We start from the raw sequence: 16,186 nt of genomic DNA on the forward strand, positions 1-16,186 counted from the left end.
GAGCAGCAAGATGAGCATGCAAACTGAGCCGGTGTTTGGAAAGATCATCGTCGTGGATCCCATCCCGTTTCGCGGTGGCTCCAAGGTTGCGACCGAAGTGCTGCTCGATGAGTTGGCCAAGCGGATGCCCGGGCTCACATGCCATGTGCTGACCCAGGATCCTGACTCCTGGCCCCGTTGCCAACATCATCCCCTTTGGCTGCCCCACATATTGAAGGGGCGGGAGTCCGGCATCGGCTATCTGCTCAAACAGGGGTGGCAGACCCTGCTGATCCTCTGGCTGGTGTTGCGTCTGGGGCAGGTGAAGTGCCTGGTGGCGGCGTCCGGGCCGGGGGTGGATCTCTGCTGTTACTGGGCGGCCCGCTGGTTGCGGTGCCGGGTGGTTCAGCTGATCCATGGCCCTGTGGGGGGGTCGGGGCTCTCTGCCAGAGCCCTGCAGCGGGCGAGTTTTGTATTTTATCTCGAATCGACGCGCAGCTCCCTGGCGGCATTGCTGGCCCGGCTTGGCGAGACCGAGTTCCCGTCACACTGGCAGCCATTTACCAATGGCTTGAGCGAGATTGATTGGCCCAAAGCGACCCTGGGGGGGCCTCGTATTTTGTGGGCGGCCTCGTTGCTGCGCTGGAAGGGACTGGAGACCATGCTGGCCGCCCATCAGATGATCCCTGATGCTCGCCCCGAGCTGATGGTGTGCTATCTGCAACCCAAGGGCACGCTGCAGCCCTGCAGCCAGCCTCAGCCACAGCTGCCAGACACGCACTGGTATGCCAACCCCGCCAATCTTGACGAGATCCGATCTCAATGCGGCATTTTTGTCTCCACCAGTCATCAGGAGCCCTTTGGCCTCTCCATTCTGGAGGCCATGGCGGCAGGATTATGCGTAGTGATCCCGGCCGATGGGGCCTGGTGGGATCGACACCTCACCGATGACGTGAATTGCCGCAAATATCAGCCAAACGATCCCGGCGATCTGGCGCGGGTGCTGGCCAGCCTCAATGCCATGCCCGACGTGGTCAAGCGACTTGGCCATCATGCCCGCCTGCATGCCATGGCCCATTACAACGCGGCGGATACCTATCAAAGCACACTGGATCAGTGGGAAGGCATGTTGCGATGGGATGTGTTGAGCCTTGCCGTGCATGGTTAGCGCGCAGTGATTCCCCACGGGGAGGATGGGGGTGTATGAGGGACTTATGGGCAGACTGGTTGCGGGAGGCTGGGTGACTCCGCCACTCTGATGCAGTTACGGCCGGATGATTTGGCGGTGTAGAGCGCAGCATCAGCCAGTTTTACCAGTTCAGATGGCTGCCAGTGACTCGATGGTCTGAGGCAGGCAACACCCATGCTAACTGTCACCAGACCGGTGGCATTTTGTGCGTGTGGCTGCGCGAGTGCAAAAATCAGCCGCTGGATATGTTGGGCAATTTCATAGGCGGATTGACGCTCGACATGTGGCAACAGGATGACAAATTCCTCTCCGCCGTAGCGAGCCACCAACTCCCCCGAGCGGCGCCCGGATTGCGCCAGGGTATGGGCCAGCAATCGAAGGCACTCGTCACCGGCAACGTGGCCATAGAGGTCGTTGAACTGCTTGAAATGATCGATGTCGAGCATGATGAGCGCAATCGGCATCTCTGTCTGAATACAGTGTTCCCAGGCCTGGTTCAATGAGTTGTCGAACAGACGACGGTTGCCGATGTTGGTGAGCCCGTCGGTATTGCTGAGCGCTTCCAGTTTCCGGTTCGCTTCCGCCAGCTCCTTGGTTCTGAGCTCGATAATGAGCTCCAGCTCATGTTGGCGCTCCTCCAGACTGGTCATCGGGTAAATTTCGCTTTCCCGAGCAGCACTGTAAGGGATGGAGATACTGCTGTGAGCAATTTTCCACGCCATGGCTTCGTGTCGAAAAATCAGCACCAACCTGGCGGTTCTGCGGGAGAGGATGGGTTCTGATTTCGGTAGATGGATATGGAAGAAGGCGGTGACCGCCACCACATCAGCGGCCAGATCTTGCAGGGTTACATCGAGTATTTCCAGGCGGATCCTGCCCGGGATCTGGGCAAAATCGCGGCGGGTTATCCGGATCCACTCATCTTTATCGGTAACCAGAACATCACTGCTGCCGGCAAAACCGCTGAAATTGTCGCTAAACCGCGTGGTGAGCCGATCATCCCGTGATGAATACAGCTCGATGTACTCATCAAACAGTGAGCGGATCAACTGTTCCCGTTCAGTGGTCATTGCGCTGGGCCCATATGAAGTGGTCACGTTTTTAAAACGTTCGATTGAACTATAGTCAATTATGTCATTTTAATTGGCTATCTATCTTGATTTTTATCGTTTTTTTGTTCAATTCTCGCACTTGGCAAGTGTCCGTAGGGCCAGCCAGAAACAAGGCTCCATGGCGTGGTTATCAGAGGCAGTCAGGGGGAGGTTTCTCTCTGAAACTGCGGCCGGCTGAATTTCACGAGCTGAGTAGGGCTGTCAATGAGTTCGATCAGGCAAGGTAGTGGCTGGCACCACTGCTTGGGTGATGGTTAACACCCTTATCGCTTGTCATGTTCATCGTCATCCCAACTCATTTTTTAGGGTTGCCATTGAACAAGAACAATTATCATCTATATCGATGGAGATGGATATTTACGCTCTGGTTAATTACGCAGGGTGACGTGAAGGTAAATAGTGTGAAGGTGGGCGGTAACATCTGTAACCGGATGAGCGAATGCATCGCGAGTTAAATATGATCACTATGTTGCAGGCAGCCTTCCACCTTGCCTTTTCTCTTACCATTAATTTGAATGCAGATTCACGATGATGCGTAAACATATCCGTGAGCGCGATATTTTTACTCACCAGCACCCAAGACAATAAAGAGTGGGGGGAGGCCATACTGATATGCATACCTCGGCGGCATCTTTTCATTAAGCTGTGTTAAACGGCAGGGAGGCCAAGCGGGGTTGTGCTGTGTGGGCTAGCAGGAGCAATCATCGCCCTGCAGCGCAGGCAAGATGCAAGCAGATATCAAGCGACAGCAGGTAAATCGTGCCGTGCAGGCCGTGCTTGCTACCGGTGACAGCTGGCCGTGAGGCAGTTCTGGTGTGGGGAGGCAAGTCAGGAGGTTGCCCGTAGATGACAGCATGAAATATGCAATGAGATGAGTAAAGATATATTCAATGGATCATTTATTGGTGGGCATCAGTATTGTTAAATGAGCGGTATAGCCAAGATTTCAGTCATGTTAATTTGGTTCACAGTGAAAGAGAGGACATGCGGTGATTAATTATTTAATATCCAATTAAGTTCATAAAATTTACGGAGGTGCTAAATATCTCTTTGGGGGTAATTAATTTCATTTGTGATGTGGCTCGCTATGAAAATAGGGGTAAGCCGGTCGAAATTGATAGAGATCAATACTGCAGGGTGGGTGAGTCCTTAGCATTTCCGCTATTAAGCATTTATCAAACAAGTGCTCACTACGGGAATAAGAAGAATGGTCGAGGATAATTTTTTATCGGCTCATGGGATTAATCGCCGTGATTTTATGAAATTGTGTGCCGGGATGGCCGCAACCCTGGGATTAAGTCAGCATGCCGTCGCCAAGATGGCCACTGCGCTCACCAGCCCCGAACGGCCGCCGGTGATCTGGATTGGGGCGCAGGAGTGCACCGGTTGTACCGAATCGCTGCTGCGGGCCACCCACCCCACCATCGAGAACCTGATCCTCAACACCATTTCGCTGGAGTACCACGAGGTGCTCTCGGCGGCCTTCGGTCATCAGGCCGAAGAGAACAAGCACAATGCCATCGAACGCTACAAGGGCAAGTATGTGCTGGTGGTGGATGGCTCCATTCCGCTCAAAGATGGTGGCGTCTACTGCATGGTGGCCGGTGAGCCCATCGTCGACCATATTCGCCGTGCTGCCAGTGACGCGGCTGCGGTCATCGCCATAGGCTCCTGCGCCGCCTGGGGCGGTGTGCCTGCCAGCGGCGGCAACCCGACCGGCGCCGTCAGTCTCGAAGAGGCCCTCGGCAATATCGGCACCCCGATCATCAATATCCCGGGCTGCCCGCCCAATCCCCACAACTTCCTCACCACGGTTGCCTACTACATCACCTACGGCAAGCTGCCGGCGCTGGATAGCAAGAAGCGCCCGCTGTTTGCCTATGAGCGGCTGATCCACGAGAACTGCGAGCGTCGTCCGCACTTCGACGCAGGGCGTTTTGCCAAGGAGTTTGGTGATGAGGGTCACCGGCAGGGTTGGTGTCTCTACCATCTTGGCTGCAAGGGGCCGGAGACCTACGGCAACTGCTCGACCCTGGAGTTCTGCGATGTGGGCGGCGGCATCTGGCCGGTCGGCATCGGTCACCCCTGTTATGGCTGCAACGAGCAGGGGGTCGGTTTTAGCAAGGGGATCTTCCAGCTTGCCAAGGTAGAGAACCCGACTCCGCGGGTGGATAAACCCGATGTGAAAATTCAGGAGGGGGGCTATACCTCGCCCACCGCGACCGGCCTTATCGGTGGCGCCCTCGGGGTGCTGGTGGGGGTGAGTCTGATGACGGTGCGTGAACTCGGTCGCCAGCAAAAACGCCACGAAGCCGGGCAGTCCCCATCACGGGAGGAGTAACCGTGAACAGACGCAACTTCCTCAAATTTGCCTCCGTCGGTGCGCTGGCGGCGGGCACAGCCGTACCCGGCACCGCACTGGCGGCGGCCAAGAACAAGCCGCCCATTCCCGGGTCACTCGGCATGCTCTACGACTCCACCCTCTGCGTTGGCTGTCAGGCCTGTGTAGCGGAGTGTCAGCGCCTCAACGGCAACCCGGCCAATCCAGCCGGGGCGCAAACCTGGTCCAACAACGACAAGCTGACCCCCTACACCAACAACATCATTCAGGTGTGGAAGAGCGGCACTGGCGAGCACAAGGATCAGCTGGTGGATGGCTACGCCTACATCAAGAAGCAGTGCATGCACTGTGTCGATCCCAACTGCGTCTCTGTTTGTCCGGTGCAGGCTCTTAAAAAAGATCCCAAGACCGGCATCGTTCACTACGACCCGAGCGTCTGCACCGGCTGTCGCTACTGCATGGTGGGTTGCCCGTTCGATGTGCCCAAATATGACTATGACAACCCGCTGGGGGCGATCCACAAGTGCGAGCTCTGCAACCAGAAAGGGCTGGAGCGGATTGATCAGGGCAAGTTGCCCGGCTGCGTTGAGGTGTGCCCCACCGGCGCCGTGATCTTCGGCACCCGCGAGGAGCTGATGGCCGAGGCCAAGCGTCGTCTGCTGGCGACTCCGGGCAGCGAATATGCCTATCCGCGCCAGACCCTCTCTGCCAACGACCCCTACCTGCACGAAGTGCCCAACTACCAGCCTTACGTCTATGGCGAGAAGGAGGGGGGCGGCACCCAGGTGCTGGTGCTGGCCGGGGTGCCCTATACCAAGCTCGACATGCCCGATCTGCCGGAGCTCTCCTCCGGTGCCCGCTCTGAGCATATCCAGCACACCCTCTACAAGGGGATGGTGCTGCCCATGGTGGTGCTGACCGGCCTCTCGGTGCTCATTCGCCGCAACACCAAGAATGGTCACGATCACCATCACGATGATGGCCATGATCAGGGGAGTGTGCAGATCAAGGATCAGGGCACTACAAAGGGAGGCAAGGATCATGAGTAACCACAAGGCACATCCCCTCGGCGGCAAGCTGGTCAGCTGGCCTGTGCTGGTGCTGGCCCCCTTTGCCGTGCTGTGCGGCATGTTGATTTTAAAACGCCTCGTCTTCGGGCTGGGTTCGGTCACCGATCTGAATGGCGGTTATCCCTGGGGACTCTGGATCTCGTTCGATCTGCTGATAGGCACCGGTTTCGCCTGCGGCGGCTGGGCACTGGCCTGGGCTGTCTATGTGTTCAACCGGGGCGAGTATCACCCGCTGGTGCGACCGGCCCTGTTGGCGAGCCTGTTTGGCTACTCGCTGGGCGGCCTCTCCATCACCATCGACGTGGGGCGTTACTGGAACCTGCCGTACTTCTACCTGCCCGGTCACTTCAACACCTCCTCGGTGCTGTTCGAAACTGCGGTCTGCATGACCATCTATATCGGGGTGATGGCGCTGGAGTTCGCTCCCGTGCTGCTGGAGAAGTTCGGCTGGAAGGCGTCACTTATTCGCCTCAACAAGATCATGTTCTTCGTGCTGGCGCTGGGGGCTCTGTTGCCCACCATGCACCAATCCTCGATGGGCTCGTTGATGATAGTGGCGGGGGAGAAGATCCATCCGCTCTGGCAAAGCTACGAGCTGCTGCCGGTCTTTTCGCTGCTGACCGCCTTCATCATGGGTTTTTCCATCGTGGTGTTTGAAGGATCCCTGGTGCAGGCGGGACTGGCGGGGCGGGGCCCCAACGAGAAGTCGCTCTTCTACAAACTGACTCAGGTGATCGACATCTTCCTGATCCTGTTTGTGGCGCTGCGCTTTGCCGAGATCGTCATCCACGACAAGTCGGAGTATCTCTCCGAGTTCAATCGCTTCTCCATCATGTTCTGGAGCGAGATTGCGCTGATGATCTTCCCGCTGCTGGTGTTCCACTGGGACAAGAGCCGCCGGGATTCGCGCATGTTGTTCCTGGGGGCCCTCAGCATGCTGCTGGGCGCCGCCCTCTGGCGACTGGATTACTCCCTGCTCGCCTTCAACCCCGGCAATGGCTACCACTACTTCCCCTCTGCGGAGGAGGTGCTGATCTCTCTGGGCTTTGTTGCCATCGAGGTGTGTGCCTATTTGCTGTTGATCCGGCTCTTGCCGGTACTGCCATCACTTGAACGTGTTCACCAAGATTATCAGGCCCGAGGGAAAGCCAACGTATGAGCCAACGTATCACCATAGACCCCATCACCCGCATTGAGGGGCACCTGCGTATCGACTGCGAAATCGAAGGCGGAAAAGTGACCAAAGCCTGGTCGTCCGGCACCATGTGGCGCGGCATGGAGGAGATTGTCAAGGGCAACGACCCGCGCGATGCCTGGATGATAGTGCAGCGCATCTGCGGGGTGTGCACTTCCATTCACGCCATCGCCTCGGTGCGGGCGGTGGAGAACGCCATCGGCGCCAAGGTGCCGGTCAATGCCCAGTTCATCCGCAACCTCATCATCGCGGCCCACAACATCCACGATCACATCGTCCACTTCTACCAGCTCTCCGCGCTGGACTGGGTGGATATCACCGCGGCCCTTGAGGCCAATCCGCAAAAAGCGGCGGACATGCTCAAGGGGGTATCGACCTGGTCCCTCAACAGTGCCGATGAACTGACCAAGGTGCAGGACAAGATCCGCGCGCTGGTGGCGAGCGGCCAGCTCGGCATCTTTGCCAACGGTTACTGGGGTCACAAGGAGATGAAGCTGAGCCCGGAGGTAAACCTCATCGCCGTGGCCCACTACCTGCAGGCGCTGGAGTGCCAGCGCGATGCCAACCGCATTGTCGCCATCCTCGGTGGCAAGAGCCCGCACATCCAGAATCTGGCGGTGGGCGGCGTGGCCAACCCCATCAATCTGGATGCACCAAGCGTGCTCAACCTCGAGCGGCTGCTCTATGTGAAGAGCTTTATCGACCGGCTCGGCGAGTTTATCGAGCAGGTCTACAAGGTAGATGCCGCCATCATCGCTGCCCACTATCCCGAGTGGCTGAGTCTGGGGCAGGGGGCCAAACACTACCTGAGCGTGCCGGAACTGCCCACCGATGCCAACGGCGGCAGCTTCCTGATGCCGGGCGGCTATATCGAGAATGGCAATCTGACGGGTTATCGCCCCATCGAGAGCCATCAGGATGGCTGGCTGATGGATGGCATCGCGGAGAGCAACAAGCACGCCTGGTACAAGGATGACGCTCCCCTCAAGCCTTGGGAGGGCAAGACTGAGCCTAATTACACCGGCTGGCAGGATGATGGCAAATACTCCTGGGTCAAGTCTCCCACCTTCTACGGCAAGGTGGTGGAGGTAGGGCCGCTCGCAGACTTGCTGGTGAAACTCGCCGCCAAGCACCCGGAGACGGTGGCGCATTTCGATCAGCTGAACGGCATCTACAAGGCGCTCACCGGCTCTGCCATCAAGACTGAACAGCTGCACTCCACCATGGGCCGCATCATCGGTCGCGCGGTGCGCTGCTGCGTGCTGAAAGATACCCTGGCGCACCAGTGGAAGGCGCTGGTGGACAACATCGGCAAGGGGGACACCACCGCCTACATCAAGGCGGAGATCCCGGCGGATAAAGAGTTTCGCGGGGTGGGCTTTGAAGAGGCGCCGCGCGGCATGCTCTCCCACTGGATCGTCATCAAGGGCGGCAAGATCGAGAACTATCAGGCGGTGGTGCCATCGACCTGGAACTCGGGCCCGCGCAACTTCAACGACGAACCCGGCCCCTACGAGCAATCTCTGGTAGGCACCCCGGTGGCGGATCCCGCCAAACCGCTGGAAGTGGTGCGCACCGTCCACTCGTTCGACCCCTGCATGTCCTGTGCGGTGCATGTGGTGGATACCCAAAATGGCGAAACGACTCAGGTGAAGGTGCTGTGATGAACACCCTGATCCTGGGCGTCGGCAACCTGCTCTTGAGTGACGAGGCCGTCGGCGTGCGCATCGTTGAGGGGCTGGGGCGCGAATACCGTTTCGCCCCCGGCATCGAGCTGCTCGACGGCGGTACCGCCGGCATGGAGTTGCTCGACGCGATGGCCAGTCGCGATCACATCATTCTGGTGGATGCGGTGCGCAGCGGTAATCCGCCGGGCACAGTGGTGACTCTGAAGGATGAGGAGATCCCGACCCTGTTTGGCCGCAAGATCTCCCCGCACCAACTGGGACTGGCGGACGTGCTCTCGGCGCTGCACATGACGGGGGAGTCGCCCAAGCGGCTCACCCTGATCGGGGTCGAGCCCGAATCCCTTGAGCCCCGTATCGGCCTCACCCCTGTGGTGGCGGCTGCCATGGGGGAGGCGACGGATCGGATTTTGACCCTGCTGGCCGCCGTTGGTGCGCCCGCCATTGCGCTCTCTGAGCAGGAGAAAGCTGAACAAGCACGGGAGGGCCTATGGCGCAGTCCCATTTAAGCGAGCTTGATGCTGTGCAGGAGTTTGCCGGTTTTGCCCGCGACCCCGCACCTCTGCTGGTAGCCCAGTACGAGCGGATCGCTCGCGAAGAGATGCAGGCGTTGCCCTTCTATCACGCCTCCATGCCCATTGTGGCGGAGTGCACGTTGTTTGAAGGTCAGTGGCTCGGCTGCGTGCTCACCCCCTGGATGCTGAGCGTGGTGGTGCTGCCGGGGCCGGATCAGCTTTGGCCGATTCGCAGCAGCAGCGATCGACTCGCCCTGCAGCTCCCCTGCGGCAACATGACCTTTATGGTGGGTGAATTGCCCGAGACGGGACAGCTGCTGGCCTGCTCTCTGATGTCGCCGCTCGATCCCCATCTCGGTGCCGGGGAGGGGCGCTCACTGGTGAGCAGCACCCTCAAGATGCTGCTCTCCTTGCCGGTGCAGCAAGGGGCTGGCGGTGTGGATCTGGGTCGCAGACGGCTATTCGGTGCCCGGCGCGGTCAACCGGCATAGTCGCTAGGTTTCACGCGAAATCAAGTTTAGAATAGGGGGCCATTTTGGCCCCTCACTCCCATGTTAAGACACGCATTCCACCTCTTTTTTGAGTGATGATCCGTGAGTGGTACAAAACAAGAAGGATCCCCATGACTGTTTCTCGCAATTCCCTTCGCCATTACTGTGGCACCAGTGCTGCCGCCCTGTTGACTCTGCTGCTGGGCACTGCCTCTCACGCGGCGCTGGCCGCAGCCCAACCTGTGCCTGCCGAGCTCAAGCTCGCCATCGGCGCCGAACCCACCGAAGGGTTTGACCCTTTGCTTGGCTGGAGCCACGGCAGCTACCTGCTGTTGCATAGCCCGCTGCTCAAGCAGAACGCCGATCTCAGCTGGCAGAATGTGCTCACCCAGTCGGTGACCCCGAGCAAGGATGGCAAGGGGTGGCTCATTACCCTCAAGCCTGAACTGAAATTCTCCAACGGTGCGCCGCTCACCGCCGAAGATGTGGCCTTCACTTACAACAGCGCGGCCAAGGGTGGCGGCAAGATCGACATGGGCAACTTTGTCTCGGCCAAGGTGCTCTCGCCTACCGAAGTTGCCATTACCCTGAGTGCTCCCCAGAGCACCTTCGTCAACGTGCTGGGATCTTTGGGGATAGTGTCGAAGCGGGATTACGACGCAAAAGCATATGCCCAAAAGCCGGTCGGTGCCGGCCCTTACCGGTTGGTGAGCTTCCTGCCCGGTCAACAGCTGGTGGTAGAGGCGAACCCCTATTACGCCGGTGGCAACAATGACTTCAAACGGCTGGTGTTTGTCTTTATCGATGAAGAGAGCGCCTATGCTGCCGCCCAGAGTAGCCAGCTCGATGTGGTGCGCATCGCCCCCTCGCTGGCGCCCACCGTGCCTGCTTCCCTCAAGCTGTGGGTGCGGCCGAGTGTGGAGAACCGCGGCATCGTCTTCCCTATTCCGCCGGCGGGTGGCAAGGATGCCAAGGGTTATCCCATCGGCAACGACGTGACCTCGGACGTGGCGGTGCGCCGCGCCATCAACTACGCCATCGACCGCAAGCTGCTGGCCGACCAGCTGCTGGAGGGGCACGCCATCCCCGCTTACAGCGCGGTGGAAGGCCTGCCCTGGCTAAACAAGGCCACCGCCTTCAAGGATGGCGATGCGGCCCACGCCAACGCCCTGCTCGACGAAGCGGGTTGGAAGATGGGCAGTGACGGCATTCGCCACAAGGGCGACCTGCGCGCCGCCTTTACCCTCTGGTACACCAGCGGTGACAGCACTCGCCGGGATCTGGCGGAAGCGGTGCGCGCCATGCTCAAGCCCATTGGCCTTGAGGTGAGCCTCAAGTCCGGCAGCTGGGAGCAGGTGGAGCGGGAGATGCACGCCAACCCGGTGCTGATGGGGTGGGGGAGTCTGGATCCCATGGAGCTCTATCACCACTACCAGAGCGGCTCCGGTGGCGTGGAGTTCTACAATCCGGGCTACTACAGCAACCCTGTGGTGGATGGCCACCTCAAGCAGGCGCTGGATGCCCCGAACTGGCAGGCGGCCGTGCCGTTCTGGCAGCAGGTGGAGTGGGATGGCAAAACGGGCGCCGGAGTGCAGGGAGATGCCGCCTGGGCCTGGCTGCTCAACGTGCAGCACACCTATCTCGCCAACAGTTGCATCGACCTTGGCAAGGGGGCGCCGGAAATCCACGGTAGCTGGTCACTCCTCAACAACCTGCAGGATTGGCGGTGGACGTGCCGGTAAGTTCGCCCTTGAGTCATTCAGGTTATCTGTTGCTAAAAGCCCTGCTGCGTCTGGCAGGGCTGTTATGTCTGGTCTCGGTCGCCACCTTTGTGCTGCTGAGTTACTCCCCCATCGACCCCATCAAGGCCTATATCGGCAACGATCTGCTCCATGTGCCGCCGGAGCAGTACGCCCGCATTGCCGCTCGCTGGGGGCTGGATCAGCCGCTCTGGCTGCGCTACTGGCACTGGTTTACCCAGGTGCTGCGGGGGGATCTCGGTTACTCCATGCTCTATAACGCACCGGTGGGTGAGGTAATAGGCCAGCGCTTTGCTGCCTCCTTCCTGTTGCTGGCGGGCGCCTGGCTGCTCTCCGGCTTGTTCGGCATCCTGCTTGGGCTCTGCGCCGGTCGCTATCTCAATCGCTGGCCCGATCGACTTATCTGCCGCTTTGCCTACCTGCTCGCCTCCCTGCCCACCTTCTGGGTCGGCCTGTTGCTGCTCGCCCTGTTTGCGGTGTACTGGCCGCTACTGCCGGTCTGCTGCGCCTGGACGCCGGGGCTCGCTGCCGATGAGGCGGATTGGGCCATGCGGTTGCGTCATCTGCTGCTGCCGGTCACCACGCTCGCCCTGCTGGGGCTGGGCAATATTGCCCTGCATACCCGGGGGCGGGTGGCCGAGGTGCTGGAGAGCGACTTTATCCGCTACGCCCGCGCTCAGGGGGATGGCGGCTGGCCCATGCTGCGTTTTCATGTGCTGCGCCACGCCCTGACCCCGGCGCTCTGCCTGCAGTTTGCCTCCCTTGGCGAGCTGATTGGCGGCTCGCTCTTGGCCGAGAAGGTCTTCTCCTATCCGGGGCTCGGCCAGGCCACCGTGGATGCAGGGCTGCGGGGCGATATTCCCTTGCTGATGGGCATAGTGCTCTTTTGCACTCTGCTGGTCTTTATTGGCAATACGGTGGCCAGTTTGCTGCTGGCGCGCATCAATCGTGGCTGGGAGGGTGAGCATGCTGTTTAATCCGTTACCCTCCATCCTGCGGCTGGGTTTTGCCCTGCTCGGATTGACGCTGCTGGCTGCTTACGGCTGGAGCCTCTCTCATCAGGATGTGCTGATGGATCTGCTGGCGCGCCAGCAACCCCCCTCGCTGGCCCACTGGTTCGGCACCGATCAGATGGGGCGGGATCTCTGGTTGCGCGCCTTTCAGGGTACCCTCACCAGTCTGGAGCTCGGCATCAGCACGGCGCTCTGCAGTGGCCTGCTGGCCATGGTGGCGGCAAGCGTGTCGCTCATTCACCCCAGATGTGATGCGGCGGTACGAATGGTGATCGACGCCATGCTGGCGCTGCCCCATATGCTGCTGTTGATCCTTATCTGCTTCACCGTGGGGGGCGGCATGCGCGGGGTGATCCTGGCGGTGGCGCTCACCCACTGGCCCAAGTTGGCGCTCATTCTCTGCGCAGAAGCGCGGCGGATCGCCTGCAGCGACTATGTGGTGCTGGCCCGTTGTCAGGGGATGGGGGCGCTGCGTCGCTGGCGCATTCACCTGTTGCCGGGGCTGTTGCCCCAGTGGTTTATCGGCACCCTGCTGATGTTTCCCCATGCGGTGCTGCACAGCGCGGCCTTGAGCTTTCTCGGCTTTGGTCTGTCGGCCCACGAGGCCTCGCTGGGCCTGCTGCTGGCCGATGCCCTGCGTTATCTGGCCGGTGGCGGTTGGTGGTTGGCCCTCTTCCCGGGGCTGATGTTGCTGCTGCTGGTGTTGCTGTTTGATCAGGCTACCCGCGCCTTGCAACAGCTGCTGTGGCACAGGAGTGAACCATGCTGAGTTTTGATCAGGTGACCATAGAGGCGGCCCACTACTCCTGGCTGGGGCGGCGCAGCTGGCAGCCTTTGCTGACCGATATCAGCCTGCAACTGGCGCCAGGGGAGATAGTGGCGCTGGTGGGGGGAGCGGCGAGGGCAAGAGCCTGTTGCTGCAAAGCGCCCTGACCCTGCTACCGGACAACCTGAGGATGCGCGGCAGCATCTCCCTCGATGGCACACCTCTGTGCGATGCCAGCCGCGCCCGTCTGCGCGGTCACACTCTCTGCTATGTGCCACAGGGAGTAAGCGCCCTCAATCCATTGCTGACGGTGGAACGCCAGTTGGGCCGCGCAGCGCGCCTCTGCGGTCAGAGCGGTTCTCGCGAACGGCTCGGCGAGCAGCTGCTGCGCTACCAGTTGCCCGCGACCACCTTGGATAGCTATCCGCGCCAGCTCTCCGGCGGCATGGCCAAGCGCATTCTGGCCTGCACCGCGGCCCTTGGCGGTGCCCGCTACATTCTGGCAGACGAGATCACCGCCTGGCTCGACGAGGGGCTGGCTTGTCTGCTGCTCGGCCAGTTGCGTGAATTGGCCAATCAGGGCAGCGGTATCCTTTGGGTGACCCACGATCTGGCGCTGGCGGCCCGCTTCGCCGATCGCATCGTGGCGCTGCATCAAGGGCTGGTGAGCGATACCTTGAGCTGCCACCATCTGCGTCAGGGGCTGGGGAGCGAGATGCTCAGAGCCCACTGGCAGGCGCTGCCGGAGTTCAACGCGCTCTTCTCTGTGCCGGAGGTTTCCTGATGTTGGAAGTACGAAATCTCACCATCGCCCAGGGGGAACGTCCCCTCTGGCAGGGGTTATCGCTGACGGTGAAAGCGGGCGAGCGGCTCGGTATCTCTGCCCCGAGCGGTTATGGCAAGACCACGCTGGGGCGGGTATTGGCCGGTTGGCAACCGGTTAGGGCTGGCGGGCAGCTCCTGCTGGATGGGCAGCCGGTGCCTGAAGAGGTCAAAGGCTATAACCCCATCCAGCTGGTGCCCCAGCATCCGGAACTGACCTTCAATCCCTATCGTACCACTGGGCAGGCGCTGTGGGATGTATGGCGCCCCGATGAGGCCATGCTGGCCCGCTTTATGGTCAAGCCTGAATGGCTCGGTCGTAAACCCGGTCAACTCTCCGGTGGCGAGCTGGCCCGCATCGCGCTGCTGCGCGCCCTTGATCCTCGCACTCGTCTGCTGATTGCCGACGAGGTGACCGCCCAGCTGGACCCGCAAATCCAGCGCCATATTTGGCAGGAGTTAATGCGTGAGTGCGAGCAGCGCGGGCTTGGCATCCTGATTTTTAGTCACCAACAGGCGCTGCTGCGCCAGATCTGCCATCGGGTGCTGCGCTTTGGGGAGGTGCAGCCCGTGACTGGTGTATTGGCTGAAAATGCGGCCTGAGGGTTAGTTCCCCCTCATCCCCAGCCCTTCTCCCGCAAGGGGAGAAGGGAGCAGACGGTGACTCTCCCTGGGGAGAGGGCCAGGGTTCGGGGGGCGAGTATGAAACGCTGGCCATTCTTTACAGAGAAAATCGTTGGCAAAGTGCGCAGATAAAGAGAGGGAGGCATCAGCCTCCCTCTCTTGCTATCCGCCGTTGGTAACGGCATTTAACCGGTTCTGGTTCAGGCCGTTGCCAGCCAGTTAAGCCAGGCATCCATCCCTTCGCCGGTGGTGGCGCTGACCTGGATCACCTGAATATAGGGGTTGACCCGTTTGGCGTTCTCGATGCAGCGGGCCACGTCAAAGCTGACGTAGGGCAGCAGATCGATCTTGTTGATCACCATCAGCTGGGCAGCTGCGAACATGTCCGGGTATTTCAGCGGCTTCTCTTCCCCCTCGGTGACGGAGAGGATCGCCACCTTGTACTTCTCGCCAAGATCGAAGCTGGCAGGGCAGACCAGATTGCCCACGTTCTCGATAAAGAGGATGCCCCCTTCATTGGCGGGCAGCTGGTGGCAGGCGTCGTGGACCATTTTGGCATCCAGATGGCAGCCCTTGCCGGTGTTGATCTGCACGGCAGGGACGCCGGTGGCGCGAATGCGATCCGCATCGGCACTGGTCTGCTGATCCCCTTCAATCACGGCGCAGGGGCGTTTGTCGGCCAGCTGGCGCAGGGTTTCGCACAGCAGGGTGGTCTTGCCTGAACCCGGGCTCGACACCAGATTGAGCACCAGCTGGGCCGCTTCGTCGAAGTGCTCGCGGTTGTGGGCCGCCAAGGCATTGTTCTTGGCCAGCACATCCATCTCGATGGCGATCAGCTGGCGCTGCCCCATGCCGGGCACCGACAATCCCGCTTCCCCTTTGCCATAGTGCAGATCACCCTGCTGGTGGTCATGGTCATGGTCATGGTCATGGTCATGGTCATGGTCATGGGAATGCGCGTGGGAATGGCCGTGGTCATGAGAGTGGACATGATCATGATGATGGTCGTGGGGGTGATCATAGTGGTGCTCATGCAGCTGATCATGACCCTCATGGCTTATGGGAGCCCGCACCCCGTGGTAGTGGTGATGGACATCTCCCTGATGGTGATAGTGGTGGTGAATGATCAGGGTGCGCGGCGCACTCTGCTCGTGATCATGGTGGTGATGGGCGTCATGAGCATGATGATGGTCGTGCTTATGATCGTGCTTATGATCATGTTCGTGCTCATGGCCGGCAATCCGCGCCTGGCCGCATCCGCATACGCTACACATATCAACTTACCTCGATGTCGGTGATGCGCAGGCTATCACCCTGCGCGACTCGTAATTTGTATCCGCCACACCCGGGGCAGGCCTGCCCGCGCTCGGTGAGGGAGACCGTCTGGTTGCAGTCGTAACACCAGGCCTCTGCCGCCTGGTGCTGAAAGTGAAGCTGGGCCCCTTCGACGACAGTGCCCTTGGCGGCGGCCTCGAAACAGAAGGCAATGGTGTCCGGGTCAACGCAGGAGAAGCTGCCAACCTCGAGCCAGAGGGCGGTCACCCTAGTAAAACCCCGCTGGGTGGCCTGCTCGGCTGCCAGATCGATGGCGGCCATGGCCAGAGACATTTCGTGCATGGTGGCT

The 16,186-nt window shown here is 60.2% G+C and carries 15 protein-coding genes and 1 pseudogene; 13 read left to right on the forward strand and 3 right to left on the reverse strand.

The window, feature by feature from the left end:
* The first annotated feature begins 10 nt into the window (after nt 1-10).
* Complete coding sequence (locus ACTG19_RS00905; RefSeq protein ID WP_439988587.1) at nt 11-1,147, forward strand: glycosyltransferase family 4 protein; 1,137 nt, start codon at nt 11-13, stop codon at nt 1,145-1,147.
* Between the two features lie 44 nt (nt 1,148-1,191).
* On the opposite strand, the gene ACTG19_RS00910 is transcribed toward ACTG19_RS00905, so the two are convergent.
* A complete protein-coding gene (locus tag ACTG19_RS00910; protein ID WP_213389574.1) occupies nt 1,192-2,238 on the reverse strand; it encodes a diguanylate cyclase domain-containing protein in 1,047 nt (348 codons plus the stop codon).
* Nucleotides 2,239-3,487: 1,249 nt separating this feature from the next.
* On the opposite strand from ACTG19_RS00910, the gene hybO reads away from it, so the two are divergent.
* The 11 genes and pseudogenes from hybO to ACTG19_RS00965 all read left to right on the forward strand — a co-directional run bounded on the left by hybO (nt 3,488) and on the right by ACTG19_RS00965 (nt 14,541).
* Complete coding sequence (hybO, locus tag ACTG19_RS00915) at nt 3,488-4,621, forward strand: hydrogenase 2 small subunit (protein ID WP_439988588.1); 1,134 nt, start codon at nt 3,488-3,490, stop codon at nt 4,619-4,621.
* Between the two features lie 2 nt (nt 4,622-4,623).
* Nucleotides 4,624-5,670: a hydrogenase 2 operon protein HybA gene (gene hybA / locus ACTG19_RS00920; protein WP_113739437.1), complete on the forward strand. Its 1,047-nt coding sequence runs from the start codon at nt 4,624-4,626 to the stop codon at nt 5,668-5,670.
* Nucleotides 5,663-6,850 (forward strand): Ni/Fe-hydrogenase cytochrome b subunit, encoded by a 1,188-nt coding sequence (gene hybB / locus ACTG19_RS00925; protein ID WP_005351459.1) that lies wholly within the window; start codon nt 5,663-5,665, stop codon nt 6,848-6,850. The genes hybA and hybB overlap by 8 nt, the downstream gene beginning before the upstream one ends.
* Nucleotides 6,847-8,550: a hydrogenase 2 large subunit gene (gene hybC / locus ACTG19_RS00930; protein ID WP_113739438.1), complete on the forward strand. Its 1,704-nt coding sequence runs from the start codon at nt 6,847-6,849 to the stop codon at nt 8,548-8,550. Before hybB ends, hybC begins: the two co-directional genes overlap by 4 nt.
* Nucleotides 8,550-9,080 carry a HyaD/HybD family hydrogenase maturation endopeptidase gene (locus ACTG19_RS00935; protein ID WP_113739439.1) on the forward strand — a complete coding sequence of 177 codons (531 nt, stop codon included), beginning with the start codon at nt 8,550-8,552 and terminating at the stop codon, nt 9,078-9,080. The genes hybC and ACTG19_RS00935 overlap by 1 nt, the downstream gene beginning before the upstream one ends.
* A complete protein-coding gene (hybE, locus tag ACTG19_RS00940) occupies nt 9,062-9,577 on the forward strand; it encodes a hydrogenase-2 assembly chaperone (RefSeq protein WP_113739440.1) in 516 nt (171 codons plus the stop codon). The genes ACTG19_RS00935 and hybE overlap by 19 nt, the downstream gene beginning before the upstream one ends.
* A gap of 131 nt (nt 9,578-9,708) precedes the next feature.
* Nucleotides 9,709-11,319, forward strand: a complete 1,611-nt coding sequence (locus tag ACTG19_RS00945) for an ABC transporter substrate-binding protein (RefSeq protein WP_439988589.1) — start codon at nt 9,709-9,711, stop codon at nt 11,317-11,319.
* The gene (locus ACTG19_RS00950; RefSeq protein ID WP_439988590.1) at nt 11,304-12,314 is read left to right on the forward strand and encodes an ABC transporter permease; all 1,011 of its coding nucleotides are present in this window, start codon (nt 11,304-11,306) and stop codon (nt 12,312-12,314) included. The genes ACTG19_RS00945 and ACTG19_RS00950 overlap by 16 nt, the downstream gene beginning before the upstream one ends.
* Nucleotides 12,304-13,119, forward strand: a complete 816-nt coding sequence (locus ACTG19_RS00955; protein ID WP_439988591.1) for an ABC transporter permease — start codon at nt 12,304-12,306, stop codon at nt 13,117-13,119. The genes ACTG19_RS00950 and ACTG19_RS00955 overlap by 11 nt, the downstream gene beginning before the upstream one ends.
* Nucleotides 13,113-13,900, forward strand: a pseudogene (locus ACTG19_RS00960) (ATP-binding cassette domain-containing protein). Before ACTG19_RS00955 ends, ACTG19_RS00960 begins: the two are co-directional and overlap by 7 nt.
* On the forward strand, nt 13,900-14,541 hold the full coding sequence (locus ACTG19_RS00965; RefSeq protein WP_439988592.1) for an ATP-binding cassette domain-containing protein: 642 nt from the start codon (nt 13,900-13,902) through the stop codon (nt 14,539-14,541). The pseudogene ACTG19_RS00960 and the gene ACTG19_RS00965 overlap by 1 nt, the downstream one beginning before the upstream one ends.
* Nucleotides 14,542-14,762: 221 nt before the next feature.
* On the opposite strand, the gene hypB is transcribed toward ACTG19_RS00965, so the two are convergent.
* Nucleotides 14,763-15,599, reverse strand: a complete 837-nt coding sequence (gene hypB, locus ACTG19_RS00970; protein ID WP_439989584.1) for a hydrogenase nickel incorporation protein HypB — start codon at nt 15,597-15,599, stop codon at nt 14,763-14,765.
* On the opposite strand from hypB, the gene ACTG19_RS00975 reads away from it, so the two are divergent.
* Nucleotides 15,480-15,860: a hypothetical protein gene (locus ACTG19_RS00975; protein WP_439988593.1), complete on the forward strand. Its 381-nt coding sequence runs from the start codon at nt 15,480-15,482 to the stop codon at nt 15,858-15,860. The two genes, hypB and ACTG19_RS00975, sit on opposite strands and share 120 nt — an antisense overlap.
* On the opposite strand, the gene hypA is transcribed toward ACTG19_RS00975, so the two are convergent.
* Nucleotides 15,838-16,179, reverse strand: a complete 342-nt coding sequence (gene hypA, locus ACTG19_RS00980; protein ID WP_439988594.1) for a hydrogenase maturation nickel metallochaperone HypA — start codon at nt 16,177-16,179, stop codon at nt 15,838-15,840. The two genes, ACTG19_RS00975 and hypA, sit on opposite strands and share 23 nt — an antisense overlap.
* Between the last annotated feature and the right edge of the window lie 7 nt (nt 16,180-16,186).

Source organism: Aeromonas sp. 3P (assembly GCF_051919745.1).
Lineage (GTDB): Bacteria > Pseudomonadota > Gammaproteobacteria > Enterobacterales > Aeromonadaceae > Aeromonas > Aeromonas veronii.